We start from the raw sequence: 25,524 nt of genomic DNA on the forward strand, positions 1-25,524 counted from the left end.
GCGGCTGAACCCGCTGAGCCGGGGCGGGACGAGAGAGCATCTGAGCGGTTATGCCCACAACTGTGCGCTGACCTCCGGGTTTAGGGTCGTGCGGGGTGCACACGCACCCCTCCCGCCCCACCGCAACCTAAGGAACCACTGATGGAGCTCGGTCTCGTCGGCCTCGGCAAGATGGGTGGCAACATGCGCGAGCGGATCCGCCGCGCGGGCCACACCGTCGTCGGGTACGACCGCAACCCGGAACTCGCGGACGTCCACAGCCTCAAGGACCTTGTGGACACGCTCCAGGCGCCGCGCGTCGTGTGGGTGATGGTCCCGGCGGGTGCGGCCACCCAGGCGACCGTCGACGAGCTGGCCGAACTCCTCGATCCCGGGGACGTCGTCGTGGACGGCGGCAACTCCCGCTGGACGGACGACGAGAAGCACGCCGAGGAGCTGGCGGCCAAGGGCATCGGCTTCGTCGACTGCGGTGTCTCCGGCGGCGTCTGGGGCCTCACCAACGGCTACGCGCTCATGTACGGCGGCGACGCCGAGCACATCGCGAAGGTCCAGCCGGTCTTCGACGCCCTGAAGCCCGAGGGCGACTTCGGCTCCGTCCACGCGGGCAAGGTCGGTGCCGGGCACTTCGCGAAGATGGTCCACAACGGCATCGAGTACGCCATGATGCAGGCGTACGCCGAGGGCTGGGAGCTGCTGGAGAAGGTCGACTCCGTCACCGACGTACGCGAGGTCTTCCGGTCCTGGCAGGAGGGGACGGTCATCCGGTCCTGGCTGCTCGACCTCGCGGTGAACGCGCTGGACCAGGACGAGCACCTGGACACGCTGCGCGGTTACGCGCAGGACTCCGGCGAGGGGCGCTGGACCGTCGAGGCCGCCATCGACCACGCCGTGCCGCTGCCCGCGATCACCGCCTCGCTGTTCGCGCGGTTCGCGTCCCGGCAGGACGATTCGCCGCAGATGAAGATGATCTCGGCGCTGCGCAACCAGTTCGGCGGGCACGCCGTCGAGTCCAAGTAGTCCGAGCGACACCCCGGAGAGGTCGGCCATGCACGTCACGCATCTGTCGCTGGCCGACTTCCGTTCGTACGCCCGGGCCGAGGTCCCGCTCGACCCGGGCGTCACCGCGTTCGTGGGCCCCAACGGGCAGGGCAAGACGAACCTCGTCGAGGCCGTCGGCTACCTCGCGACCCTCGGCAGCCACCGCGTCGCCTCGGACGCGCCGCTGGTGCGGATGGGCGCCGAGCGGGCCATCGTCCGCGCCCAGGTCCGCCAGGGCGACCGGCAGCAGCTCGTCGAACTGGAGCTGAACCCCGGCAGGTCGAACCGCGCGCGCATCAACCGGTCGAGTCAGGTCCGCCCCCGCGACATCCTCGGCATCCTGCGCACGGTGCTGTTCGCGCCGGAGGACCTCGCGCTCGTCAAGGGCGACCCCGGCGAGCGCCGCCGCTTCCTGGACGAGCTGGTCACCGCCCGCTCCCCGCGCATGGCCGGGGTCCGCTCCGACTACGAGCGCGTCCTCAAGCAGCGCAACACCCTCCTCAAGTCGGCGGCCCTCGCGCGCCGGCACGGCGGCCGGAGGGGGGCACCTCCCGCGCGAGTGGATTCGAGCGTGGGGGCGGACCTCTCCACCCTGGACGTCTGGGACCAGCACCTGGCCCGCGCGGGCGCCGAACTCCTCGCCCAGCGCCTCGACCTGGTGGCGGCCATCCAGCCGCTGGCGGACAAGGCGTACGAGCAACTCGCCCCCGGCGGCGGCCCGATCGCCCTGGAGTACAAGCCGTCGGCCCCCGGCGAGGCACACACCCGCGAGGAGCTGTACGAGCAGCTCATGGCCGCCCTCGCGGAGTCCCGCAAGCAGGAGATCGAACGGGGCGTCACCCTCGTCGGCCCCCACCGCGACGACCTCCTCCTCAAGCTCGGCCAGCTCCCCGCGAAGGGCTACGCCTCGCACGGCGAGTCCTGGTCCTACGCCCTCGCCCTGCGACTGGCCTCCTACGACCTGCTGCGCGCCGAGGGCAACGAGCCGGTCCTCGTCCTCGACGACGTCTTCGCCGAACTCGACGCCCGCCGCCGCGAACGCCTCGCGGAGCTGGTGGCGCCCGGCGAACAGGTGCTGGTGACGGCCGCGGTGGACGACGATGTGCCGGGCGTGCTGGTCGGGACGCGGTTCTCGGTGTCGGGCGGGCAGGTGGAGCGGGTATGAGTACCGACGAACGGGACGCGAAGGAAGTTCCCGGCAAACCGGCTTCCCGGAAAGAGCCTTCCGGCGTCGACCTCGCGCGCGTGGCGCTCAAGGCGGCGCGTGAACAGGCCCGCGCGCGCGGGGACGCCGCCCAGCAGAAGAAGCAGGTCCGGCGCGGCGGCGGCCTGCGCTCGGGCGCGCGCGCGGACGGCCGTGACCCCATGGCGCTCGGCGCCGCGATCAACCGCCTGCTGAACGAGCGAGGCTGGGAGGCCCCGGCCGCGGTCGGCGGGGTGATGGGCCGCTGGCCGGAGATCGTCGGCGAGGACATCGGCAAGCACTGCGTCCCGGAGCGGTACGACGAGGACGCGCGCGAGCTGGTCGTGCGCTGCGACTCGACGGCCTGGGCGACGAACCTGCGGCTGCTGGCGCCGACCCTGGTGGCCCGTCTCAACCAGGACCTCGGGCACGGTGCCGTACGGCACATCAAGGTGCTGGGGCCCGGTGGTCCCGTACGCCGGTACGGGCCGCTGCGCGCCCCCGGGAGCACGGGGCCCGGCGACACTTACGGGTGACTTACATCACGCGGCCCTCGTGCCGTGCCGGGCGGCGTCACCCCGCCCGGTCTCCTCGCGCACGCGCGCGCGGGAGCGCCGTACGCCCGAGGGCGCCCTTCCCGCGTACCCAAAACGCTTGTCGTACAAGGCTGTAGACGACGTATGCAGGGGTGAATCCGGAGCTGACTCGCCGGTAGCCAAGGGTTGACAGCCGGAAGCGCTGAGTGCCGCTGTGAGCCTCTTGGGCCCCCCGTCCGTATATCGGGAGTCGTAAGAGGCGGGTTGAGGGCGGCACATGCGGACTCAGGTACCGGCAAACCCCCATCACTGTCGGTGCTACCGGTAGACTGGAAGCCAATCCCGCCCCAAACGTGGGGACCGCCCGGGACCCGCTGAGCAACGCTGATCAAGGCTTACCAACGCAACATGCCGCAGCCGCTCCGGCAACCTGCCGAGGAGTCTGGCTCGTGCTGTGCCAGAAAGGGCGCTTCGTGGCCGATTCCGGCAACCCCAACGAGAACATCCCGTCCACCGACGCGGGCGTGAACGGCGAGGTCACCGCCTCGTACGACGCCAGCGCCATCACCGTCCTCGAAGGGCTGGACGCGGTCCGCAAGCGGCCCGGTATGTACATCGGCTCGACCGGTGAGCGCGGTCTGCACCACCTCGTGTACGAGGTCGTGGACAACTCCGTCGACGAGGCCCTGGCCGGGCACGCCGACACCATCGACGTCACGATCCTGCCCGACGGCGGGGTGCGCGTCGTCGACAACGGCCGCGGCATCCCGGTCGGCATCGTGCCGTCCGAGGGCAAGCCGGCCGTCGAGGTTGTGCTCACGGTGCTGCACGCGGGCGGCAAGTTCGGCGGCGGCGGCTACGCGGTCTCCGGCGGTCTGCACGGCGTCGGTGTCTCGGTCGTGAACGCCCTGTCGTCGAAGGTCGCCGTCGAGATCCGCACGGACGGCCACCGCTGGACGCAGGACTACAAGCTGGGCGCCCCGACGGCCCCGCTGGCCCAGCACGAGGCCGTCACCGAGACCGGCACCTCGGTCACCTTCTGGGCGGACCCGGACATCTTCGAGACGACCGTCTACTCCTTCGAGACGCTCTCGCGGCGCTTCCAGGAGATGGCGTTCCTCAACAAGGGCCTCACGATCAAGCTCACCGACGAGCGCGAGTCGGCGAAGGCGACGGCCGGGGCGGACGAGGCGGGTTCGGACGACAAGGACGAGGTCAAGACCGTCACGTACCACTACGAGGGCGGCATCGTCGACTTCGTGAAGTACCTCAACTCCCGCAAGGGCGACGTGGTGCACCCCACGGTCATCGACCTGGAGGCGGAGGACAAGGACAAGGCCCTCTCGCTCGAAGTCGCCATGCAGTGGAACAGCGGCTACAGCGAGGGCGTCTACTCCTTCGCCAACATCATCCACACGCACGAGGGCGGCACCCACGAAGAGGGCTTCCGCTCGGCGCTCACCAACCTGATCAACAAGTACGCGCGCGACAAGAAGCTGCTGCGCGAGAAGGACGACAACCTCACGGGCGACGACATCCGCGAGGGTCTGACGGCGATCATCTCGGTGAAGCTGAGCGAGCCGCAGTTCGAGGGCCAGACCAAGACCAAGCTGGGCAACACGGAGGCCAAGACCTTCGTCCAGAAGGCGGTCTACGAGCACCTCAACGACTGGCTGGACCGCAACCCGGTGGAGGCCGCGGACATCGTCCGCAAGGGCATCCAGGCGGCCACCGCGCGCGTCGCCGCCCGCAAGGCGCGCGACCTGACGCGCCGCAAGGGCCTGCTTGAGTCGGCGTCGCTGCCGGGCAAGCTCTCCGACTGCCAGTCGAACGACCCCACCAAGTGCGAGATCTTCATCGTCGAGGGTGACTCCGCCGGCGGCTCCGCGAAGTCGGGCCGCGACCCGCAGTACCAGGCGATCCTCCCGATCCGCGGCAAGATCCTGAACGTCGAGAAGGCGAGGATCGACAAGATCCTCCAGAACCAGGAGATCCAGGCGCTGATCTCCGCGTTCGGCACCGGCGTGCACGAGGACTTCGACATCGCGAAGCTCCGCTATCACAAGATCATCCTGATGGCGGACGCCGACGTCGACGGCCAGCACATCAACACCCTGCTGCTGACCTTCCTGTTCCGCTTCATGCGGCCGCTGGTCGAGGCCGGGCACGTCTTCCTGTCCCGCCCCCCGCTGTACAAGATCAAGTGGGGCCGCGAGGACATCGAGTACGCCTACTCCGACCGCGAGCGCGACGCCCTCCTGGAGATGGGCCGCCAGCGCGGCAAGCGCGTGCGCGAGGACTCGATCCAGCGCTTCAAGGGTCTCGGCGAGATGAACGCCGAGGAACTGCGCGTCACCACCATGGACCAGGACCTGCGCGTCCTCGGCCAGGTCACCCTCGACGACGCCGCCCAGGCCGACGACCTGTTCTCGGTCCTCATGGGCGAGGACGTCGAGGCCCGCCGCGCGTTCATCCAGCGCAACGCCAAGGACGTCCGCTTCCTCGACATCTGAGTCGGTCTCAGCTGACCGCTACAGAAGGGATCTTCACCGGCAATGACCGACCAGAACACTCCAGAGGTTCCGGAAGAGGGCAACACCCGCATCGAGCCCGTCGGGCTCGAAACGGAGATGCAGCGCTCCTACCTCGACTACGCGATGTCCGTCATCGTGTCCCGCGCGCTGCCGGACGTCCGTGACGGCCTCAAGCCCGTACACCGCCGTGTCCTGTACGCCATGTACGACGGCGGCTACCGGCCCGAGAAGGGCTTCTACAAGTGCGCCCGCGTCGTCGGCGACGTCATGGGCAACTACCACCCGCACGGCGACTCCTCGATCTACGACGCGCTGGTGCGCCTCGCGCAGCCGTGGTCGATGCGGATGCCGCTCGTCGACTCCAACGGCAACTTCGGTTCCCCGGGCAACGACCCGGCCGCCGCCATGCGGTACACCGAGTGCAAGATGATGCCGCTGTCCATGGAGATGGTCCGCGACATCGACGAGGAGACCGTCGACTTCACGGACAACTACGACGGCCGCTCCCAGGAGCCGACCGTCCTCCCGGCCCGTTTCCCGAACCTGCTGATCAACGGCTCGGCGGGCATCGCGGTCGGCATGGCCACCAACATCCCCTCGCACAACCTGCGCGAGGTCGCGGCCGGCGCCCAGTGGTGTCTTGAGCACCCGGACGCCTCGCACGAGGAGCTGCTCGACGCGCTGATCGAGCGGATCAAGGGCCCCGACTTCCCGACCGGCGCCCTCGTCGTCGGCCGCAAGGGCATCGAGGAGGCGTACCGCACCGGGCGCGGCTCCATCACGATGCGCGCGGTCGTCGAGGTCGAGGAGATCCAGAACCGCCAGTGCCTGGTCGTCACCGAGCTGCCCTACCAGGTCAACCCGGACAACCTCGCGCAGAAGATCGCCGACCTCGTCAAGGACGGCAGGATCGGCGGCATCGCGGACGTCCGTGACGAGTCGTCGTCGCGCACCGGCCGGCGCCTCGTCATCGTCCTCAAGCGGGACGCGGTCGCCAAGGTCGTCCTGAACAACCTCTACAAGCACACCGACCTCCAGACGAACTTCGGCGCCAACATGCTGGCGCTCGTCGACGGCGTGCCGCGCACCCTCTCGCTGGACGCGTTCATCCGGCACTGGGTGACCCACCAGATCGAGGTCATCGTCCGCCGGACGAACTTCCGGCTGCGCAAGGCCGAGGAGCGGGCGCACATCCTGCGCGGCCTGCTCAAGGCGCTCGACGCGATCGACGAGGTCATCGCGCTGATCCGGCGCAGCGAGACCGTCGACATCGCGCGCACGGGCCTGATGGACCTGCTCACGATCGACGAGATCCAGGCCAACGCGATCCTGGAGATGCAGCTGCGCCGCCTCGCGGCCCTGGAGCGGCAGAAGATCATCCAGGAGCACGACGAGCTCCAGGTGAAGATCACCGAGTACAACGAGATCCTCGCCTCGCCGACCCGCCAGCGCGGCATCGTCAGCGAGGAACTCGCCGCGATCGTCGAGAAGTACGGCGACGACCGCAAGACCATGCTGGTGCCCTACGACGGCGACATGTCCATCGAGGACCTCATCGCCGAGGAGGACATCGTCGTCACCGTCTCCCGCAGCGGCTACGTCAAGCGGACCAAGACGGACGACTACCGGGCGCAGAAGCGCGGCGGCAAGGGCGTACGGGGCACGAAGCTCAAGGAAGACGACATCGTCGACCACTTCTTCGTCTCCACCACCCACCACTGGCTGCTGTTCTTCACGAACAAGGGCCGCGTGTACCGCGCCAAGGCGTACGAACTCCCCGACGCCGGCCGGGACGCGCGCGGGCAGCACGTCGCGAACCTCCTCGCCTTCCAGCCGGACGAGGCCATCGCCGAGATCCTCGCCATCCGCGACTACGAGGCGGCGCCCCACCTGGTGCTCGCCACGAAGGCGGGTCTGGTGAAGAAGACGCCTCTGAAGGATTACGATTCGCCGCGCTCCGGCGGGGTCATCGCGATCAACCTGCGTGAGCGCGAGGACGGTTCGGACGACGAGCTGATCGGCGCGGAACTCGTCTCCTCCGACGACGACCTGCTCCTGATCAGCAAGAAGGCGCAGTCCATCCGGTTCACCGCGACCGACGACACGCTGCGTCCGATGGGCCGCGCGACCTCCGGCGTCAAGGGCATGAGCTTCCGCGAGGGCGACGAACTGCTCTCGATGAATGTCGTGCGACCGGGTACGTTCGTGTTCACCGCGACAGACGGTGGGTACGCGAAGCGAACCAATGTCGACGAATATCGCGTCCAAGGACGTGGGGGCCTCGGAATCAAGGCCGCCAAGATCGTCGAGGACCGGGGTTCGCTCGTCGGTGCGCTGGTGGTCGAGGAGACCGACGAGATCCTCGCCATCACGCTCGGCGGGGGTGTGATTCGTACGCGAGTCAACGAGGTCAGGGAGACGGGCCGTGACACCATGGGCGTCCAACTGATCAACCTGGGCAAGCGCGATGCCGTCGTCGGCATCGCCCGTAACGCCGAGGCGGGGCGCGAGGCGGAGGCGGTCGAGGGTGACCTCGACGCCGCCGAGGCCACCACCGAGGCCGGCACGGACGAGGGCGACGGGCCCTCGGCCGAGTAGCACCGAGGAGAGAGTCATCGTGAGCGGAGCCACGGGCGCCGGTACGTCTACCGGATCTGCCGGTACATCCGGTACTTCCGGGTCTTCCGGGTCTTCCGGGTCTTCCGGATCGGAGAAGGACGGCGGCGGTCGTGGCTCCGCCGCGAACTCCTCCGCCGGGGAGGGTGCGGCGGGGGGCGCCGATCCGCGTGACTCGCACACGACGCAGTTGAAGGCGATCAAGCCGGACACGGAGGCGCCGGGGGCCGCTGCTCCCGCCGCGCCTGCCAAGAGCGGGCGCGGGCGGGGCTCTGGCGGCTCCGCGGGCAACGGGCGGGGGACGCAGGGGGGTTCGGGGTCCGCGGGGGCTCAGCCGGGCGCCGGCGTCCCGGGCGGCCGGCCCGCCGGCGGTGCCCAGGTCGGACACCAGCAGACCTCGTCCCCGCTGCCCGGCGAGCGCCGCCAGGAGCCCGGCGGTCCGGGGGACACCCCCTACCACCCGCCGCAGGCGTACGCCGCCGAGGAGGCCGCCCCCGACGGGGCCGTCCGGCGGCCCCGTACCGGCGCGCGGACCGTGCCGCGGGTGCGCAAGGCGCGGCTGCGGGTCGCCAAGGCCGACCCCTGGTCCGTGATGAAGGTCAGCTTCCTGCTGTCCATCGCGCTCGGGGTGTGCACGATCGTCGCCTCGGCGGTGCTGTGGATGGTCATGGACGCGATGGGGGTGTTCTCCTCGGTCGGCTCCACGATCTCCGAGGCGACCGGGTCCAACGAATCCAACGGGTTCGACCTCCAGTCCTTCCTGTCCCTCCCCCACGTCCTGATGTTCTCGACGGTCATCGCGGTCATCGACGTCGTCCTCGCCACGGCGCTCGCCACGCTCGCCGCGTTCATCTACAACCTCTCCGCCGGCTTCGTGGGCGGGGTCGAGCTGACGCTCGCCGAGGACGAGTGACCTGCGGTGAAACCTCGTGGGCCGGGGCCGTCTCAACCGATTTTGGGACTGCCCCGGTCGTGCGCTAACCTTCAGGAGTCAGCGCGCGGGACACACACCGCAAGCGCGGCGGGGCTATAGCTCAGTTGGTTAGAGCGCATCCCTGATAAGGATGAGGCCACAGGTTCAAATCCTGTTAGCCCCACATCGTCGAGAAGGCGTCTCCCTCCGGGGAGGCGCCTTCTTCGTGTCCGGTGCTTTTTCCGGGCAGCGAAAAACCCGGTCGCTGGCGACGGGGGATGCACCAGCGACCGGGCTATGGCCAAGGCTAACAAGGGTGTTGGGGGCGGTGGGGGGTGACTGCGCGGACGAGGTGGTCATATGTGAGCGGGATCACTCCGGGGGTGTCAAGTCCACACCCCGCGCGCGGGCCCGGGCGGCGATCGTCCGAAAGGGCATGGCGAAGGCCCGGGGCTCCAGGGAGCCGCCGGGCCTGGCGTGTGGGGCGTACGCAAGTTCGCCGTTACGTCGGTGAGGGGGTGCGGGAGGGTCAGTTCTGGAGGGGGGCCTCGCCGTCCGTGGTGGGGCAGGTCTGGAGGAGGGCGTCCGCGTCCGTGCGCGGGAGGTGGCGGCAGTTCGGGGATTTGCCGTGGGCCTCGGCGCGGATGCGCTGCTTCATCGTCGGGGGGAGGGAGCGGGCCTGGGACCAGTCCCAGAGAGGGGGTTCCGCCGTCGTCGCCGTCGCCGTCGTCGTGTTGCGGGGGTGCTCGGGGTGGGCTACCGCCGGTGCGGCCGTCGTCGTGATGAGGCCGAGGGCCGTGAAGAGGGAGAGGAGGGCGGTGATGATCGTCGTCCAGAGCTTCGTGACCTGCGTGCGGGCCATGGCCCCTCACTTTCGGGTTGGGCGGATTTGCGTACTTTCCTCATGATGTGTATGTCGGGCGGAGAAGTGTGGACCGACGCACGTGGCGTGGCGATGTTCAGATGAACACCACCCGGATGGGCGCATCGGGGAGGTAAAGGGCGAAAAGTGACCGTCCGTGGGGGTGTGATCACCCTCAGATCGGAGTGGTGGACGGCATCCACGCAAGGCGTCTACTCGGCCGTACCGAGCGGTAGTTGGGCGCCCGGGGAGGTCACCGATCGGTCTCGGTCGGTGTGTATAGTCGGGCGCCAGAGGTCCCCTACGTCAAGAAAGACGAGGTCGCGCGGTGAAGAAGCTTCTCCTGGTCGCACTGGCCGCCATCGGCGGGCTCCTCGTGTACCGCCAGATCCAGGCGGATCGCGCCGAGCAGGATCTGTGGACGGAGGCGACCGACTCCGTGCCCACGGGTTCGTGACTGCCGATTCCCAGAACTCCAACAGACCCCGACCGTCGATGCGGTCGGGGTCTTGCGCTGTCCGGCGACCGGGCGTGAGGGTTTCGACCGACAGGTGCTTCGGCGGGGTGAGCGAGGGGGCGGGCGATGGGTGCGGCGCGGCGGTGGGCGGTGCCGGTGTGCGCGGCGGGGCTGGTGCTGGCCGGACCGGGCACACCGGCCCGCGCGGCCGAGGCACCGGCGTACGCGTACGACAGCGAGGCGCGGGCCGTCAACGCGGCGGACGCGACCAGTGACGCCGTACGGCTGGTGGCGGGGGGTGTCTACCGCAGCGGGCTCGGGGGGCGGGGGAAGTCGTACTTCAAGGTCGAGCTGGACGCGCGGGCGACGACGTACGTGTCCGTGACGGCGGTGCCCGGGGCGGACGAGCTGCCTGCCTTCAACGACGGCCTGAAGCTCGCGCTCCAGGACGCCAACGGGCTCACCTGCTCCAGCGACACCGTGACCTTCGGGTCGGTCGTGGGCGCTCGGCCGATCACCGCGTGGGCGGTGCGGGAGGTGCGGGCCGGGCGGTCGGTCTGTCAGGACGCGGGGACGTACTACGTGGTGGTGGAGCGGGCCGGGGAGGGCGGGGAGAAGAAGGAGAAGGACGAGGCCGGGAAGGCTTCGGGCGACACCTCAGGCAACCCCTTCAGCTCCTCCAGCCCCTCGGGCTCCCCGGACCCCTCGGGCTCTGCCGGGTCCTCCGGTTCTTCCGGCTCCGCCGGTTCCTCGGGGACTCCCGGTACCTCCGAATCCTCCGAGGACGGCGACTCCTGGGGCCTGGAGCTGGCCGTCGTCGACGAGCCGCCCGCCGGCCCGGGGGGTGCCACCGCCGCGCCCGAGGGGTGGAGTTCCGCCACCCCCTCCCCCATGGAGGGGGATCCGCGGCGGCTGCCCGGCGGGGCCGGGTTCGCGACGGCCACCGATCTGGAGCAGGGGGCCTGGCGGGACGACATCCTGCCGGGGCAGACGCTCTACTACGCCGTCCCCGTCGCGTGGGGGCAGCAGGTGTACGTCGCCGCCGAGCTGGGCAGCGGCGGCGACGGCTCCGGGTACGTCGCCTCCGCGCTCGACGTGACCCTCTTCAACCCCGTCCGCGCCAAGGTCGACGACCTGCGGTTCGGGTACGACGGCGAGCAGAAGGCGGGCGCGCTGCGCCCCCTCGCGCCGGTGGACTACGCGAACCGGTACGCCGCGAGCGAGGCCGTCAACGGGATGCGGTTCGCGGGGGCGTACTACCTCGCCGTCCACCTCTCCGAACAGGCCGGGGAGAAGTTCGGGGACCAGGCGTACGGGGTGACGCTGCGCGTGCGCGTCAAGGGGGCCGCGGGGGCGGGGCCCGGGTACCGGGGGGAGTCCGTGCCGGGCGGGCTGTTCGGGACCGGGGGGTCCGCGAGCGCTCCGCGGGGGGCCGGGGGCGCCGGGGAGACCCGGGCCGCCGGGGGCACCGGAGGTGAGGACCGGGGGGCCATGGTCGTCGTCGCCGCGGGCGGGTTCGGGGCGGGGACCCTCGTACTCGTCGTCCTGGGGGTGTGGACCCTCCTCGGGCGCCGTCAGATGCGGGTGAGGGCCCAGAAGCCGATCGCGTAGCAGGCGAGGGCGAAGAGGAGGAGGGGGACGGCGAGGGAGCGGGGCGGGCCGGGACGGGGCGCCGCGCGGCTGTGGCGGGCTGTGCGGGGGGTGGTGGGGGCCGGGGCCGTGTGGGTGGTGGTGGAGGCCGTCGAGGGGGTGCGGGGGAGGGCGTAGGTGGTGGGGTCGTACGGGGGTGGGGGTGTGGTGTGGACGGGGGTGAAGGACGGGTCGTGGGGGTGGTGGGTGGTCAGTGGGGGCGGGAGGTGGAAGCTGCCCGTGTCCGACATCGTGGGGGTCGGTGTCGGGGTCGGTGTGGGGGTGTGGGGGGCCATGGTGGGGCGGGACGTCGGCGGTGGGGCCGCCGCCGCTCCCCAGCCGGCCTGGACCGAGGCCGTGGGGGTGGGATTGGTCCAGGTGGGCGCCGCGCCGGGCCAGGTGGCGGTGGGCGGGGAGTCGGGGGGCGGGGGTGTGGGGTGGGTGGTCGGTTTCGGGGGGAGGTGGGGGGTGCTTCCCGGGGTGTGGGGGGCGTCTTCGGCGTCGTAGCCGTCGTAGCCGTCATAGGTGTTGTGGCCCTCGTACCGCGTGCTGCCGTACGACTGGCCCGTGTACGACTGGCCCGTGCCCGTTCCTGTCAGGTTCAGGGCGGTGGAGGTGGGGCCCTCGGGGGTGAAGCCCTTGGGGAGGGGGCCCAGTTGGTCGAAGATCTCGATGGACTCGTCGTCCGGGGTGGGGGTGAGGAGTTCCGTGGCCGTCAGGAGGGCCTTGCGGGCGCCTGTGGCGGTGCGGAAGCGGGACGTGGGGTCCGGCTGGAGCAGGGAGGCTATGACCTGCCAGAGGGGCTCGGGGATGCCCTTGGGGGCGCCCGGCGTGCCGTGCTCGGCGAAGTGCTGGATCAGGGCCTTCGCGTCCGGCTTCGTGCCCTCCAGGAGGTACAGCGCGACCAGCCCTACGGCGAACAGGTCGGCCGGGAAGTCCGGGTCGGCGCCCAGGAGTTGTTCGGGGGCGATGTAGCCCGGGGTGCCGACGACGAGGTTCGTGTCGGTCAGGCGCGGCTCCCCCAGGCGCATCGAGATGCCGAAGTCGGACAGGCGCAGGCGCGGGCGTGCCGTACCCGTCGCCTCCAGGAGGATGTTCGCCGGTTTCACGTCGCGGTGGACGACGCCCTCGGCGTGCACGGCGGAGAGGCCGGCCAGCAGCTGGTCGATCAGGACGCAGACGAACGGCGGCGGGAGGGGGCCGTAGTCGCCGATCAGGTGGACCAGCGAGCCGCCCGAGACCAGGTCCATCGTGAAGAGGACCTTGTCGTCGTCGGCGGCCCAGCTCGCCGGGGCGAGGACGTTCGGGTGGTCGATGCGCAGCGCCTGCTCGCGGACGAACCTCAGCAGGGAGTGGGCGTCGCTCTGCTGGAGGACCTTCGCGGCGACGTACCGCCGGCGGCGGTGGTCCCAGGCACGCCAGACCGCGCCGACGCCGCCGCGTCCGATCGGGTCGACGAGTTCGTACCGTCCGGCGAAGACCTCACCCATGCTGTGTACCCATGCCGTGTGCCGCTCCTCCCCCTGCGGTTACCCCTGGGCGGGGGTCGGGTATTCCTCGGTGTTCCTTTGTACGTGCCTCCCGGCTCTCGGTCAGGGTTTCCCCGGGGATGTCTCCGGGTTGTGTCCTGTGGTGGTCTGGGTCCCCCGTGATGTGGTGAACCGGCCGGGCCCGTTCGCCGAACCCCCTTCGGCGCGCGGGCTGTCGGTCAGTTCTGGTGGGACTGGTAGTGCGTCACCGCGTCCGACGTGCGGCCCGCGCCGTAGACCCGGAGGAACTCGGCGAGTTCCGGGTGGGTCGGGGCGAGGGTGTCCGCCGCGTCGATGATGTCGCCGGCGGCGGCGACCGAGCGCAGCAGGGACTGGATCTCGCGCACCACGCGCTTGACGGTGGGAGCACCTGAACTGCTCGTCGTCTGCGTGGTGTTGCTGAGTACCGATCCGCCCTGCGAACGCTTGATCTCGTCCATCCGCTGGGTCGCCTCGGCGGCGCTGACGCTGCCGTCCGCGACCTGGGCGGCGAGATCCTGAAGCAGCTGTACGCGCTGCACGACCGCCGGGTTGCCGATCTTCGCGCGCTGTCCGCTCATCAGCTGGGACAGCATCGGGGCGGAGAGTCCCAACACCCCTGCGAGACGAGCCTGGTTGAGGCCAAGATCGTCGATGAGCTTACGGAAGAGCGCCCCCAGTGGCTCTCCGTACCAGTTCCGCTGAAGCTCCCGCGCTCTCGCGGTCGCTTCCTGTTGTGCGGCGTCCATTCGCGTCTCCCCATCGCTTCCCCAGAAAACCGCGGTTCGCTGTAGCGAACCACGTCCGAGCATCTTACGGAGAGTGGTCGGCCGCGGGGACCCCCAATCTTTTTGCGGGATCAGGGGGGTGACCCGGTAGTCTGGTCTCCGACGTCCCTCGGAGCGCGGTTCCTTGTGGGTGTTGCGGGGCCTTAGCTCAGTTGGTAGAGCGCCGTCTTTGCATGGCGGATGTCAGGAGTTCGACTCTCCTAGGCTCCACTTTTTCAGACCCCCTTTGACCTGCGGAAACGCGGGGCGGAGGGGGTTTCTTGCTGGGCTGAGGGTCTTGCTGGGTGCGCAGGGACTCGGCGGTGGTCCGGAGCCGGGTCAGGGCCGCTGGGGTGCCGGCCAGGTCGAGGCGTTCGGTGAGCGGGCGGCGGGTCGCGGGCGAGGGCGGGGGGGCGTCCAGCGGCTCGTCGAGGACGTCGAGGTCGCGCAGGCAGGTCGGGACGGTGTCGCCGGGAGCGCGGCAGAGTTCTGTGGTCACTTCGAGGCGGAAGTCCCGGGTCTCGTCCGCGCGGAGGCCGCCCGGGCGGGCGGGGTGGGGGGGAAGGCGGGTGGAGTCCTCGGCGTCGGCGGCCTCACCGGCGATCTGGAACTCGGCGCCGACCAGCTCCAGGCTCGCCCGATCGAACCGGAGCTCGTCGGGCGTGTCCCGCAGCCACGGCTCGCTGCCGAAGGTGTCCAGCAGGAACTGTCCGTGCCTCACAGGCCGGGTATGACATGCGGGGCAAGGGCCTTCAGGCCGCCCAGGATCAGGCGCAGGCCGCCGGCTTCCACGGCCTCACGTCGCAGACCCCGGCCCCCGGTGAGCATCCGACGGACACGAAGGTGGACTTCGGGGCGGTCGAGCTGGAGGAGAGCTGCCCGGCCAGGGACGCGGGCGCTGTGCAGGACGCGGGAGCGACGATGCCCGATTTCAGAGGCAAGTCGGTCAAGGCCGCCCGCCAGGCTCTCGGCTTCTCCACCGGCATCACCGTCGACGACGTCTCCGGCGAGAGCCGTATGGTCCTCATCGAGTCCAACTGGAAGGTGTGCACGCGGAACCCGAAGCCGGGAGCCGAACTCGATGGGCAGCCCGTCGAGTTCGGGGAGTCCTGCTGACGCCGACTGCCGGTCTCCGCCGCCGAGCAAGCCGAGCAAGCCGAGCAAGAGGAGCTGGGCGGCGGAGTGCCTCGCGGCTACCGGGGACGGGCCGTTACTTCAGGGTGTCGCAGGTCTTGACGCTGCTGCCCTTGAACTGGGTGCAGATCACCGTGTTCTTGGGGTACTTCTTGCCCGTGTGGGAGTCGTTCTTGCCCCAGCCGGCGTGGGCTTCCCACTTGCCGGTGGTGGCGATCTTGTAGACGTTGGCCTTCTTCCAGTCGCTGCCGGCCTTGTAGGTGCCGCCGGGCTTCTTGTAGAGGAAGCGGGCGTAGAGGGTGACCTTCTTCGGCATGCCGGACTTGTGGGCGCCGACGGAGTTGAGGGCCCGCCAGGAGGCGCCGTTGGTGTACCAGTACTCCCCGCTCGTCCCGTACGCGCCGTTGACCTTGCGGATCGTCTTGTCCGTGGTCGCGGCGGAGGCCGGTGAGACGCTGACGCCGAGCGCCAGGGCCGCCATGGTGGCGAGCGTGAGAATCTTCCCCGTTGTGTTGCGCACTGTGTGCCTCTGACGGCCGCCGTCCGCGCCGCCGGGCGGCTGTCGTGTTGATCGGATGAAGGGCGCGGGGCAGCAGGCTACCGGGTGATCCTGGGAGGCTCCGGGGGGCTTGTGGGGAGGAGGTGGGGAGGTCACCCAGGTGGTCGAAATGGCCTACCGGGAGAGGGAGTTGAAGGCCGCGGTCAGCCGGTCCAGGAGCGGGGCCGTACGGGGGTGAGGAGTGCGGCGCGGGACGAGGACGTGGATGCCGCGCGTCGGAGGGTCGACCAGGCGCACGGTGACGATGTCGGGCCGTAGCGCGCGCGTCAGGATCCCGGGGATCAGCGCGATGGCGTGGCCCGTCGCGACGAGGGCGAGTTTGCCGGGCAGGTCGGCCGCGGGGAGGGCGATGGGGGCGGCGGTGCCGGCGCGGGCCGCGTGCTGGTGGAGGAGTGCGGCGGAGCCGTCGTCGTCCTCGGTCCAGGTCTGGCCGGCCAGGGCCTCGATGGGGACCACGCGTCGGGCGGCCAGGGGGTGGTCGAGGGGGAGGGCGACGACCATGTCGTCCAGTCCGAGGAAGCGGCGTTCGACCTGCGGGTCGTGAGGGAGTCCCGGCGGCGCGTCGGTGACGACGGCCACGTCGAGGTCGCCGGTGAGGACGCGGTGGTGCAGGTGCGCGCTCGGGCCGGGGAGCAGGGTCCACCGGACAGGGCCGGTGGATGTCAGCAGCGCGCGGACCGCCTCGGGGACGATCCCGGCGGCGAGGGAAGGCGTCGCGCCGATCCGCAGCGGCCCGTCACCGGCCTCCCGTACGGCGCGCAGGGCCCGGTCGGCCTCGGTGAGGGTGACCAGGGCGTGGTGGCGGAAGACCTCGCCCGCGGGGGTGGGACGTACCCCGCGGGCGTGCCGTTCGAGCAGCGGGACGCCGAGGTGGCGTTCGAGGCCGGCGATCTGCCGGGAGACGGCCGACTGGGTGTGGTGGAGTTCGGCGGCCGCGGCGGACAGGGAGCCGAGGCGGCACACGGTCACGAAGGTTCGCCACAGGGTCAGGTCCACCCCGGAAGTATGCGGGTCACGCAGAGGTGGGCCGCGAGATCTGCGCTTGTCGCAGGCCGTGCGGTGGATCAGGCTGGCGCGCATGACCACCGCCGACGCCGTACGTGAACCGCTCCTCGCCTACATCCGCGGGCACGCCACCGGCGACCCCGCCCCCTTCCGCGACGCGTTCCTCCCCACCGCCCACATCGAGGGCCTCCGCGACGGCGTCTTCGTCTCCTGGGACCTGGACGAGTACTGCGCCCTCTTCCCGGGCCGGCCCGCCCCGGACGAGGCGGACCGCTCCCGGCGTATCGACGCCCTCGACGTCCACGGCACCGTCGCGACCGCGACCATGACCCTCGTGCACGGCCCGGACACGTTCACCGACGTCTTCCTGCTGGTCCGTGTCGAGGGCGGGTGGCGTATCGCCAACAAGGCGTATCACCGGCGGACGTAGACGGTGACCGACGCCCCGCTCACCCGGGTCGTCCGGTACGCGCGGAAGTGGTCCCGCAGCGTGTTCGTCTTCGCCGCCTCGCGCGGGTCGTCCGACACGTGGCCACCCGTCGCGTCGACCACCACGATGCGGTCGAAGTCCAGCATGCGTACGGCGATCTCGCGGCCGGGCAGTTCGACACCCGCGAGGGTGTTGGAGGAGGCCGGGTCCTGGGCCAGCGCGAGGTCGGTCAGGGAGCCGGCCGGGGAGAGGAAGCGGTGCCGGCCGGTGAGGTAGAGGATGCCGTCGCCCGGGCGGGCCTCCTCGCGGACGGCGGCGGTGACGGCGGTGGCGTCGTTGGTGCGGCTCTCGGGCGTGCGGAGACTGAGGCTCAGCGGGATCAGCGCGGCCAGTGCGGCGAGCGCCGCCAGGCAGGCGAAGCGCGGGGAGAGGCGCAGGAGGTGGTCGAGGGCGGCGCCCAGCAGCAGGGCGACGCCGATGCTGCCGTAGAGGACGTACCGGTCGACGAACAGGGGTTTGACCAGGGACGCGGTCAGCAGGAGGAGCGTCGGGACGACGACGAGCGGTACGGCCAGCGCGGCGAGCCGTACGGGGCCCCTCGCCCGCACCGGCGTACGGGCACAGGCCACCCCCACGCACCCCATCACCAGCACGTCGGACAGCCGTACCGGCGCCCCGATCCAGGCCACTTGGTCCGACTGCCCCGCACTCGCGACCGCCAGCGGCAGCAGCCCGGCGACGACGCACGCGGCCGTCGTGCCCCACGCCTTGAGCCGGCGCCGGGAGACGGCCAGGGTCACCCCGTGCGCGGCCAGGGCGAGGACCGCGAACTCGTGGAGGAGGCAGGCGAGGAGCATGGTGACGCCGTAGATCGTCCAGCGCCGGGCCAGGAGGGCGTACGTCGCCCAGGCGACCAGCGCGCAGACCAGCGCGTACGAACGGCCCTCCTGCGCGTACTTCTGGACCTGGGGCAGGAGCGGGAGGACCAGGCCGGCGAGGAGTCCGGCGCGGGGGCCCGCCAGGCGCAGGCCGATGAGGGCGACCGCGCTCGCCGCCGCGGCCGTCGCCAGGACGGACGGGAGGCGCAGGGGGACCAGACCGTCGCCGAGGACGCCGAAGACGCCGTGCATGACGGCGTAGTACAGGGCGTGGACCAGGTCGATGTGCTGGGCGGTCCGCCAGATCTGGGCGAGGTCGCGGTGGGCCAGGTCGTAGGTGACGGCCTCGTCGCCCCACAGGGTGTTCTGCCGGCGGATGCCCCACAGGCCCACGGCGAGGGCCAGGGCGAAGGGGGCCACGGCTATGACGTGAGCGGCCCGCCTCGGTCGGGCGGGCAGAGTGAGCGGTCCGGTCGTGGCGACGGCTTCGGCGACGGGCATCGGCGGCCTTTCGGGAGGAGAGCCGTCAGGGTGCCGGGGCCCCGGTGACCGGTTGCTGATCCAACCTGACCGGACGATCAGGAAGGTCGCCGCACGCTGTGCGAGGCTGCACCGCATGCGGATCCTGGTCGTCGAGGACGAAGTGGACCTGGCGCAGACCCTGCACACCGGGCTGACCGCCGAGGGGTACAGCGTCGACCTCGCGCACGACGGGCGGCAGGGGCTGTGGATGGCCAGGACCGGCGAATACGCCCTGGTCGTCCTGGACTTGATGCTTCCCGGGCTCAACGGCTACAAGGTCTGCGCCCAGTTGCGCCGGGAGGGCAACGCGACGCCCATCCTGGTGCTCACCGCGAAGGACGGGGAGTGGGACCAGGCCGAGGCGCTTGACACGGGGGCCGACGACTACCTCGCCAAGCCGTTCTCGTACCTGGTGCTCGTCGCGCGGCTGCGGGCGCTGGTGCGGCGGGCCGTCGCCGTCGCGCCGCCCGTGCTCGCGGTGGGGGACCTCTCGCTGGACGTCGCCGGGCGGGTGTGCCGGCGGGGCGGGGTGCGGGTCGATCTGACGCCCCGGGAGTTCGCCGTACTGGAACTGCTGGCCCGGCGGGCCGGGCAGGCGGTGTCCAAGGCCGACCTGCTGTATCACGCGTGGCCCGACGAGGCCCTGGATCCCAACCTGGTGGAGGCGCGGGTGAGTGCGTTGCGCAAGAAGGTCGACGCCGCGTTCGAGCGGCGGTCGCTGGAGACCGTACGGGGAGCGGGGTACCGGCTGGTGGACGACCGTGAACGCGGGTAAGGGGCGGCGGTGGTGGTGGCCGCGGTCGGTGCGGGCCGTCGCGGCGCTGACCGCCGCCGCGACCGCCGCCGTCATCCTGCTGGGCATCGGCTGGTGGGTGCATCACGAGGTCGACCGCGAGAGCGCGCGGATCGCCGAGGAGCAGGCCCGTAAACAACTCTTCGCCCTCACCGCCCAGTTGACCGAGGGGACGGTGCCCAGCCGGACGAGCGCCGTGCCGTACGAGGTCGTCGCGACCGGCAGGCGTACCGCTGTCGCCTCCGGCGGGGGCATGGACGACTTCGATCCCGGCAACGGCCATGTGCTGCCCGCCCCGGCCGGCCCTCCCGCGGGCTCGTGGGGCGACGCGGAGTGGGGCTACACGGTCCGTCCCCTGCGCATACCGGTGCGCCGCGACTACGACCCGCCCGCGAGCAGGTTCGACCTGGCCGGCGGGACCTACCCCGTGCTGTACGTCGACATCGCGGCCGGCGCCCTCGGCCGCGACAAGGCCGCCGCCCTCGGCGTCGCCCCCGGCGCCACGCTGCGGACCTACGTGGTGGCGCTCCCGGACACGGCCCGGGCGATCACCGGCACCATCGACGGCCTGCTGCTGCGGGCCGCCCTCGCCGGTGTCGTCCTCCTCGCCGCCGCGACCTACTTCGCCGTACGCATCGCGCTGCGCCCCGTCGAGGCGATCCGCGTCCTCACCGCCTCCGTCACCGCGAACGACCCCCGCGAACGCGTCACCGTCCCCGCCTCCGGGCACGAGATCGCCGCCCTCGCCACCACCATCAACGCCACCCTCCAGCGCCTCGACAACGCGGCAACCCAGCAGCGGCGGTTCGTCGCGGACGCCGCACACGAACTGCGCAGCCCGCTGACGACCCTGCTGGCCAGCCTGGAGGTCGCACTCGCCTACCCCGAGCGCACGGACTGGCCCGCCACGGCGACCACGGCCGCACGGCAGACACGGCGGCTCCAGGCGCTCGCCGAGGACCTGTTGCTGCTCGCGCGGATGGACACGCGTACGGCTGCCGGGGGCGCGGTCGTGGATCTGACCGGGGTCGCCGGGCGGCTGGTCGAGCAGTATCCGCCCGGTGAGCTGGAGTTGACGATCGATCAGGGCGGTGCGGAGCCCGTGTACGTCCTCGGGCACGCCGGTGAGTACGAGCGGCTCGTGCGCAACCTCGTCGACAACGCCGTCCGGCACGCCGCGCACCGGGTCCAGGTCACCGTCCGGGAGGAGGACGGGTGGGCCGTCCTCGCCGTGCACGACGACGGGCCCGGGGTCCCCGCCGAGGACGCCGAGCGGATCTTCGAGCGGTTCGTACGGCTGGACGACGCGCGCTCCCGGGACCACGGGGGGACCGGGCTGGGGCTCGCCATCGCCCGGGACCTGGCGCAGCGGCACGGCGGCACCCTCACGCTCGCGCCCCGCACCCTCGGGGCCTGCTTCCTGCTCCGGGTGCCGTCCGTCGAAGGAGTCCAACCGCTCGCATAGTTGGATCGAACGGGAGGTATTCCCCCGCCGGATCGGGGACGTTGGGGGCAGACACGAACGGCTGGAGGAACGGCGTGAACAAGAAGCAGCGGCGGCAGGTGCTGGCCGAGGTGTACGCGGAGCGGGAGAGGCTGCTGCCGCTCCGGGGGCAAGCCTCCCGGACCACCATCGAGATGGTGCGGTCCAGTGCCGGGAGTGTGCGGGAGCCCGAGATGGTGCCCTACCTCAACCTCGCCTATCTCCTCGGTGTGAAGCGGGGGTTGGGGGAGGACGCGCTGATGGCGTTCGCCCTGTCGCTGGCCAACTGGGCGGTCGCGGCGGTCGCCGAGGTCGCGCGGTGCACCGAGCGGACCGTGGAGCAGGTGGTCGACGTGTACGAGACCGCGATCATGGCGGCGGGGGCGGAACTCGCGGAGGAGGAGAAGGTGCCGCTCGACGAGAAGACGCTGCGGGAGGACTTCCTCAACGACGAGTTCCTGGAGGGCGAGGACTGAGGCAGCGGGAGCCCGCGCGCACGGCCCGGCGGAAGCGCATCGGAAGCGGGTCGGCTCTGGTGGCGGAAGCGGGCGTTCTGGTGGCATCGGCGGTGTCAACCAGCCGTTCCGCGCGCTCCTTGCCGTCGGCTCGCTGCCGACTCGTGCGTCCCACGGGTCGTGAACGTTGGAGTACCCATGAACGACCCAGGACCACCACCTTCCTGGAATGCTCCCGGGAAGGACTTCCCCGCCGCGCCGTCGGCCTACCACGGTGTGGGGCTCGTCCCCCCGGCCGGGCCGGCCCGCACCTGGGGGCTCGCCGTCGTCGGCGTACCGCTGGTGCTCGTGCTGCTCCTGGCGCTGGCCGGGAGTCTGTCGGGCGGCGGCAGCGGCAACTCCGCCCGGTCCGGCAGCGCTTGGAGCGGCTCGTCGGGCTGGCCGGGCACCTCGGAGACGACGTACACGCCGGATCCGACCGACACGCCTGTGCCGTACGAGTCGGACACCGCCCCCTCCTACACCTACGAGGAGAGCGCGACCCCGACCCCGACACCGACACCGTCCCCGACCCCGTCTGAGGTCGACGCCACCAGCCCCGAAGCCGTCGTCACCGCCTACTTCGCGGCCATCAACAGCCGTGACTACGCGACCGCCTGGTCCCTCGGCGGCAAGAACCTCGACAGTGACTACGACTCGTTCGTCGAGGGGTTCGCCACCACCGAGTCGGACACCATCACCATCACCTCCGTGCAGGGCGACGACGTGACACTGACGCTCGAAGCGCTCCAGACGGACGGCACGACGAAGACGTACGACAAGGTCTACACCGTCAGCGGTGGAGAGATCGTCAAGTCCACGGGACCAGAGCGGAGCACTGAACCGTCGTGACCACCCAGGTGATCCAACCGCCGCGCACCGCCCGCGCGTACGCGTGCACCAAGGCCACCCGCCTGCTGTCCGCGGGCACGTACCTCGACGCCGGCTACCGCCGCGCGGTGATCCGGGAGTTGCTGCACAACTATCCCCGGGTCGTGGCGCCGTCGTACGGCTACGACGCCGTGTCGGTGCTCGCCCACGCGCTCGCCGCCCGCCGGCTGCACCGCCTCCAGTGGGCCGTGTGTCTCGGTTCGGCCTTCCTGGCCTGGCTGCTGCTGGGCCAGGGCGCGCTGAACGGCCTCACGGCCGCGCTGTTGCTGGTGTGGGCGGTATGGGGCGCGGCCTACCTGCGGCGTATCGCGACCCTGCACATCCTGATGACCCGGCTGAAGGAGACCCGCCCCGACGGGGGTTTCGACGGCGCCTACCCCGCCAACCGGGCCCTCACCGACACCGTCGTCCACAAGATCGACCAGGAGCAGTCCAGTAGCGGCGGCCTCGTCTTCTACGGCGGCTTCCGGCCGTTCGTCGGTGCCGGTGTACCCATGCGCGAGTGGTCCAACGCCCAACTCCTGCTCGGTGCGCGCAGGAAGCGGATCGACACCCGGGCGGGGGCCGACGGCGGCGGCGTCCTGGACCTGGAGGCGCGCGAGAGCGTCGTCCCGTTCACCGTCCACGAGATCACCGACTACGTGGCCGCCCGGATGCGGGCGGAGCTGCGCGACGAGGCACGCGGGGACGAGCGCATCGAGGGCCTGACCGTCGAGCAGCGCCGCTTCACCACCGCGATCCGCACCAACGACCGTACCCGCGGCCTCGGTTGGTCCCGGCTGCCCGGTGCGGACGACCTGCCCGGCATCCACTGGCGGGAGGACTACGACTCCGCCCGCGAATACCTGTGCGTGCGGGTCGGGTCGTGGAACGAGGAGCTGGTGACCTCGATCTTCGTCGGGTTCGACCTCAAGGGCGACACCCTGCACACCGAGTTCTACACCTACGTACTCGGGCCACTGGTGGACGAGTTCCACCTCGCCGACCGGCTGCCCGACGCCTTCGACGGCAGGCTGGCCGTGCGCGTCGCGTGGGGCATGGTCAAGGCCGTGCCGCTGCGCGTCCTGGCGCTGGCGCTGTCGCCGCTGCGCCTGGTCCCGCAACGGTTCCTGCCGGCATCGGTACGACGGCTGCTGCAATCCGGACGCAGCCGCGCCCGTACCGTCGTCGGTGCCGAGGTGGAGTTCGTCTCGGTCGACAACAGCGAGTTGCAGTTGGGCCGTTACGTGACCGAGGCGGTCGACTGCGGTGCGCTGACCAGCGTCCGGGAGATGGCCACCAGCGACACCTACCACCACTTCTTCCAGAAGACCGACGCCGTCAAGTACATGCAGATCGTGCAGCGCCGCACGCTCCAGAACATCCGGGCGTTCCTGGCGGAGCACAACGTCGACCTCGCCGAGCACGACCGGGCGCAGACCAACATCCTGATGGGGGACCGGAATCAGGTGTTCACGGGCGACAACGCCCACGACATCGGCTACCACTACCACGAATCCAACGGCGGTTCGCCCGGCCCGTCCGGCGACCGAGGGGGACAGTGACCATGAGCGGGAACAACACGTTCGGCGACAACAACCAGGTCTTCACCGGAGACGGCAACCAGCGGATGGGCTACCACTACCACGAGGCAGCGGCGGCCCCCGTAGTGGAGAAACCGTCGGGGCCGGGAACGCCCACGGTCCCCTCCGACGACGTCCGCGCCCGCAGCGTCTTCGTCGTGCACGGCCGTGACGAGGAGGTGCGCTCGGCGATGTTCGGGCTGCTGCGCCGACTGGACCTACGGCCCCTGGAGTGGGAGCAGTTGGTGCGCGCCACCGGCAAGGCGTCGCCCTTCCTCGGCGAGGTCGTCGCGCACGCGCCGTCCCAGGCACAGGCCGCGCTGGTGCTGCTCACGCCGGACGACATCGCCAAGCTCCACCCGCAGTTGCTGGGCGAGAGCGAGAGCGACGACGAGACCCGGTTCACCGGCCAGCCACGGCAGAACGTGCTGATCGAGCTGGGCATGGTGCTGATGGCGTACCCCGAGCGGACCGTGATCGTCGAGGTCGGCCGGCTGCGGCAGGCCGCCGACACCGCGGGCCGCAACGTCATCCGCTTCGACGGTTCGCAGGAATCCATCAGGAAGATCGTCGCGCGGCTGAAGGTGGCCGAGTGCCAGGTGGACGACTCCCGGGCCGACTGGCTCGACACCTCGTACTTCGAGGACCTGTCGGCGTATCGGCGGCTCGCCTGAACTGAGGCGAGTTGAGTACGGCGGTGAGCGCGGGCGTGGTGGGGACGCCCGCGCTCACCGTCGTCTTTCACAGCGTGGCGGGTCCCGACGCGAGGTTGCTCAGGAAGGCGCCCAGCTCCCGCATGTCGATCCGCTCCAGGTCCGACGGCCGTACCACCACCCGCAGTTCGCGGCAGATCGCCCGCTCCCGGGACCGGGCGACGAAGGACATCAGCAGCAGCCGCAGCAGGCTGTCCTGGTCGAGGTGGCCGAGCCGGGACAGCCCCGAGCCCACCAACGGCATGGCCACACACTCCAGTTGGGCGTGGTCGCGCAGCGCCTCCCACAGCCGGGTCAGCCCGGCCGAGAGGTCCTCGACGCTGGAGGCGGCCACGTAGTCGTTGCCGATCCGGCTGTACGCGACGCCGAACACCAGCCGGGGCCGGGTGCCGAGCACCGCGACCGTGCCGATCGGGTACCGGTCCAGTTTGCCGAGCGGTTTGCGGGCCCGTTCCTCGCGCGCGACCGGGGCGAACGGGGCGAGCGCCGCGGCCAGTTCCGCGTCCAGCCGCCGTACGTCGCCGTCGTAGCACCGGGCCAGCAGCTGGGCCTGCACGCTGTCGCCGTTGATGACGATCGACTGGTGGGACGCGGTGTCGAAGGTGTCGCAGAACCCGACGACCAGGTGCGCGCTCTGGTCGAAGACGTCACCGGCCTCGACCACCACCGTCATGTCCGGCCGCCGGAACTCCTGCCGCACCCGCTGCACCGGCCGTGCCGTGCCGAGCCCCCACAGCAGGCAGGCGCCCACCGACACCAGGCTGACGATCCCGGCGTCCGGCAGGCTGCCGGGGAAGAACTGGCCGGCGAACTGGAGCAGCGCGGACATCCCGCCGAACGCGACGGCCGTGTTCCGTACGAAGACCTGCCGGGCGCGGCGGGTTCCGAACAGCCGCGACGGCCGTCGTAGCAGACGTGTCGCGGCCGGTCCACCGGAATCACCCGACCACATCGTTCCTCCAAGTCATCGTGATAATCTGCCGGTCACTTGATAGTTACGCAGAGTGGCGCACAGAT

At 71.0% G+C, this 25,524-nt stretch carries 22 protein-coding genes, 2 tRNA genes and 1 pseudogene; 18 read left to right on the forward strand and 7 right to left on the reverse strand.

All coding sequences use genetic code 11. The features are described 5' to 3' along the window. Positions 1-141 precede the first annotated feature (141 nt). The 7 genes from gnd (at position 142) to ACLZOT_RS19210 (ending at position 9,004) form a co-directional block, all read left to right on the forward strand. Positions 142-1,017 (forward strand): phosphogluconate dehydrogenase (NAD(+)-dependent, decarboxylating), encoded by an 876-nt coding sequence (gnd, locus tag ACLZOT_RS19180; protein ID WP_416970177.1) that lies wholly within the window; start codon positions 142-144, stop codon positions 1,015-1,017. A gap of 28 nt (positions 1,018-1,045) precedes the next feature. Beyond that, positions 1,046-2,203: a DNA replication/repair protein RecF gene (gene recF, locus ACLZOT_RS19185; RefSeq protein ID WP_416970178.1), complete on the forward strand. Its 1,158-nt coding sequence runs from the start codon at positions 1,046-1,048 to the stop codon at positions 2,201-2,203. After that, positions 2,200-2,757 (forward strand): DUF721 domain-containing protein, encoded by a 558-nt coding sequence (locus ACLZOT_RS19190; protein WP_416970179.1) that lies wholly within the window; start codon positions 2,200-2,202, stop codon positions 2,755-2,757. The genes recF and ACLZOT_RS19190 overlap by 4 nt, the downstream gene beginning before the upstream one ends. A 449-nt stretch (positions 2,758-3,206) precedes the next feature. Then, complete coding sequence (gene gyrB, locus ACLZOT_RS19195; RefSeq protein ID WP_416970180.1) at positions 3,207-5,270, forward strand: DNA topoisomerase (ATP-hydrolyzing) subunit B; 2,064 nt, start codon at positions 3,207-3,209, stop codon at positions 5,268-5,270. A 42-nt stretch (positions 5,271-5,312) separates the two neighbouring features. Next, positions 5,313-7,889, forward strand: coding sequence for a DNA gyrase subunit A (gene gyrA, locus ACLZOT_RS19200; protein WP_416970181.1), 2,577 nt, complete (start codon positions 5,313-5,315; stop codon positions 7,887-7,889). 19 nt (positions 7,890-7,908) lie between these two features. Next, positions 7,909-8,820, forward strand: coding sequence for a DUF3566 domain-containing protein (locus ACLZOT_RS19205; protein ID WP_416970182.1), 912 nt, complete (start codon positions 7,909-7,911; stop codon positions 8,818-8,820). Positions 8,821-8,930: 110 nt separating this feature from the next. Further along, positions 8,931-9,004: transfer RNA gene (locus ACLZOT_RS19210), tRNA-Ile, on the forward strand. 345 nt (positions 9,005-9,349) lie between these two features. Here the strand turns inward: ACLZOT_RS19210 and ACLZOT_RS19215 are convergent. After that, positions 9,350-9,682, reverse strand: coding sequence for a DUF6344 domain-containing protein (locus ACLZOT_RS19215; RefSeq protein ID WP_416970183.1), 333 nt, complete (start codon positions 9,680-9,682; stop codon positions 9,350-9,352). Positions 9,683-10,010: 328 nt separating this feature from the next. Here ACLZOT_RS19215 and ACLZOT_RS19220 point away from each other — a divergent pair, with 328 nt between their 5' ends. After that, on the forward strand, positions 10,011-10,139 hold the full coding sequence (locus ACLZOT_RS19220; protein ID WP_003999697.1) for a DLW-39 family protein: 129 nt from the start codon (positions 10,011-10,013) through the stop codon (positions 10,137-10,139). Positions 10,140-10,265: 126 nt separating this feature from the next. Next, complete coding sequence (locus ACLZOT_RS19225) at positions 10,266-11,750, forward strand: hypothetical protein (protein WP_416970184.1); 1,485 nt, start codon at positions 10,266-10,268, stop codon at positions 11,748-11,750. On the opposite strand, the gene ACLZOT_RS19230 is transcribed toward ACLZOT_RS19225, so the two are convergent. Both ACLZOT_RS19230 and ACLZOT_RS19235 read right to left on the reverse strand, forming a co-directional pair. Next, entirely contained in the window at positions 11,714-13,258 is a 1,545-nt protein-coding gene (locus ACLZOT_RS19230) for a serine/threonine-protein kinase (RefSeq protein ID WP_416970185.1), read from the reverse strand. The two genes, ACLZOT_RS19225 and ACLZOT_RS19230, sit on opposite strands and share 37 nt — an antisense overlap. A 218-nt stretch (positions 13,259-13,476) precedes the next feature. After that, on the reverse strand, positions 13,477-14,025 hold the full coding sequence (locus tag ACLZOT_RS19235; RefSeq protein WP_010353434.1) for a helix-turn-helix domain-containing protein: 549 nt from the start codon (positions 14,023-14,025) through the stop codon (positions 13,477-13,479). Positions 14,026-14,201: 176 nt separating this feature from the next. Between ACLZOT_RS19235 and ACLZOT_RS19240 the strand changes: the two genes are divergently transcribed. Both ACLZOT_RS19240 and ACLZOT_RS19245 read left to right on the forward strand, forming a co-directional pair. Beyond that, a tRNA-Ala gene (locus ACLZOT_RS19240) sits at positions 14,202-14,274 on the forward strand. A gap of 504 nt (positions 14,275-14,778) precedes the next feature. Beyond that, positions 14,779-15,159 carry a hypothetical protein gene (locus tag ACLZOT_RS19245; RefSeq protein WP_416970186.1) on the forward strand — a complete coding sequence of 127 codons (381 nt, stop codon included), beginning with the start codon at positions 14,779-14,781 and terminating at the stop codon, positions 15,157-15,159. A 94-nt stretch (positions 15,160-15,253) separates the two neighbouring features. Here the strand turns inward: ACLZOT_RS19245 and ACLZOT_RS19250 are convergent, their stop codons facing one another. Further along, positions 15,254-15,658, reverse strand: coding sequence for a hypothetical protein (locus ACLZOT_RS19250; RefSeq protein WP_416970187.1), 405 nt, complete (start codon positions 15,656-15,658; stop codon positions 15,254-15,256). Positions 15,659-15,850: 192 nt separating this feature from the next. Next, complete coding sequence (locus ACLZOT_RS19255) at positions 15,851-16,732, reverse strand: LysR family transcriptional regulator (protein WP_416970188.1); 882 nt, start codon at positions 16,730-16,732, stop codon at positions 15,851-15,853. Positions 16,733-16,826: 94 nt separating this feature from the next. Here ACLZOT_RS19255 and ACLZOT_RS19260 point away from each other — a divergent pair. Further along, a pseudogene (locus ACLZOT_RS19260) lies at positions 16,827-17,171 on the forward strand (nuclear transport factor 2 family protein); the annotation flags it as partial. Here the strand turns inward: ACLZOT_RS19260 and ACLZOT_RS19265 are convergent. Continuing rightward, a complete protein-coding gene (locus ACLZOT_RS19265) occupies positions 17,156-18,550 on the reverse strand; it encodes a hypothetical protein (protein ID WP_416970189.1) in 1,395 nt (464 codons plus the stop codon). The pseudogene ACLZOT_RS19260 and the gene ACLZOT_RS19265 sit on opposite strands and share 16 nt — an antisense overlap. A 115-nt stretch (positions 18,551-18,665) precedes the next feature. On the opposite strand from ACLZOT_RS19265, the gene ACLZOT_RS19270 reads away from it, so the two are divergent. The 6 genes from ACLZOT_RS19270 (at position 18,666) to ACLZOT_RS19295 (ending at position 24,468) form a co-directional block, all read left to right on the forward strand. Then, on the forward strand, positions 18,666-19,346 hold the full coding sequence (locus tag ACLZOT_RS19270; RefSeq protein ID WP_416970190.1) for a response regulator transcription factor: 681 nt from the start codon (positions 18,666-18,668) through the stop codon (positions 19,344-19,346). Then, on the forward strand, positions 19,333-20,829 hold the full coding sequence (locus ACLZOT_RS19275; RefSeq protein ID WP_416970191.1) for a sensor histidine kinase: 1,497 nt from the start codon (positions 19,333-19,335) through the stop codon (positions 20,827-20,829). The genes ACLZOT_RS19270 and ACLZOT_RS19275 overlap by 14 nt, the downstream gene beginning before the upstream one ends. A gap of 74 nt (positions 20,830-20,903) precedes the next feature. Continuing rightward, a complete protein-coding gene (locus ACLZOT_RS19280) occupies positions 20,904-21,323 on the forward strand; it encodes a hypothetical protein (protein ID WP_416970192.1) in 420 nt (139 codons plus the stop codon). Positions 21,324-21,500: 177 nt separating this feature from the next. Next, on the forward strand, positions 21,501-22,193 hold the full coding sequence (locus ACLZOT_RS19285) for a hypothetical protein (RefSeq protein WP_416970193.1): 693 nt from the start codon (positions 21,501-21,503) through the stop codon (positions 22,191-22,193). Continuing rightward, on the forward strand, positions 22,190-23,776 hold the full coding sequence (locus ACLZOT_RS19290; RefSeq protein ID WP_416970194.1) for a hypothetical protein: 1,587 nt from the start codon (positions 22,190-22,192) through the stop codon (positions 23,774-23,776). Before ACLZOT_RS19285 ends, ACLZOT_RS19290 begins: the two co-directional genes overlap by 4 nt. A 2-nt stretch (positions 23,777-23,778) precedes the next feature. Then, a complete protein-coding gene (locus tag ACLZOT_RS19295) occupies positions 23,779-24,468 on the forward strand; it encodes a TIR domain-containing protein (RefSeq protein WP_416970195.1) in 690 nt (229 codons plus the stop codon). A gap of 67 nt (positions 24,469-24,535) precedes the next feature. On the opposite strand, the gene ACLZOT_RS19300 is transcribed toward ACLZOT_RS19295, so the two are convergent. Then, entirely contained in the window at positions 24,536-25,459 is a 924-nt protein-coding gene (locus tag ACLZOT_RS19300; RefSeq protein WP_416970196.1) for a macro domain-containing protein, read from the reverse strand. Between the last annotated feature and the right edge of the window lie 65 nt (positions 25,460-25,524).

This window comes from Streptomyces sp. 4F14, assembly GCF_048159485.1.
GTDB lineage: Bacteria > Actinomycetota > Actinomycetes > Streptomycetales > Streptomycetaceae > Streptomyces.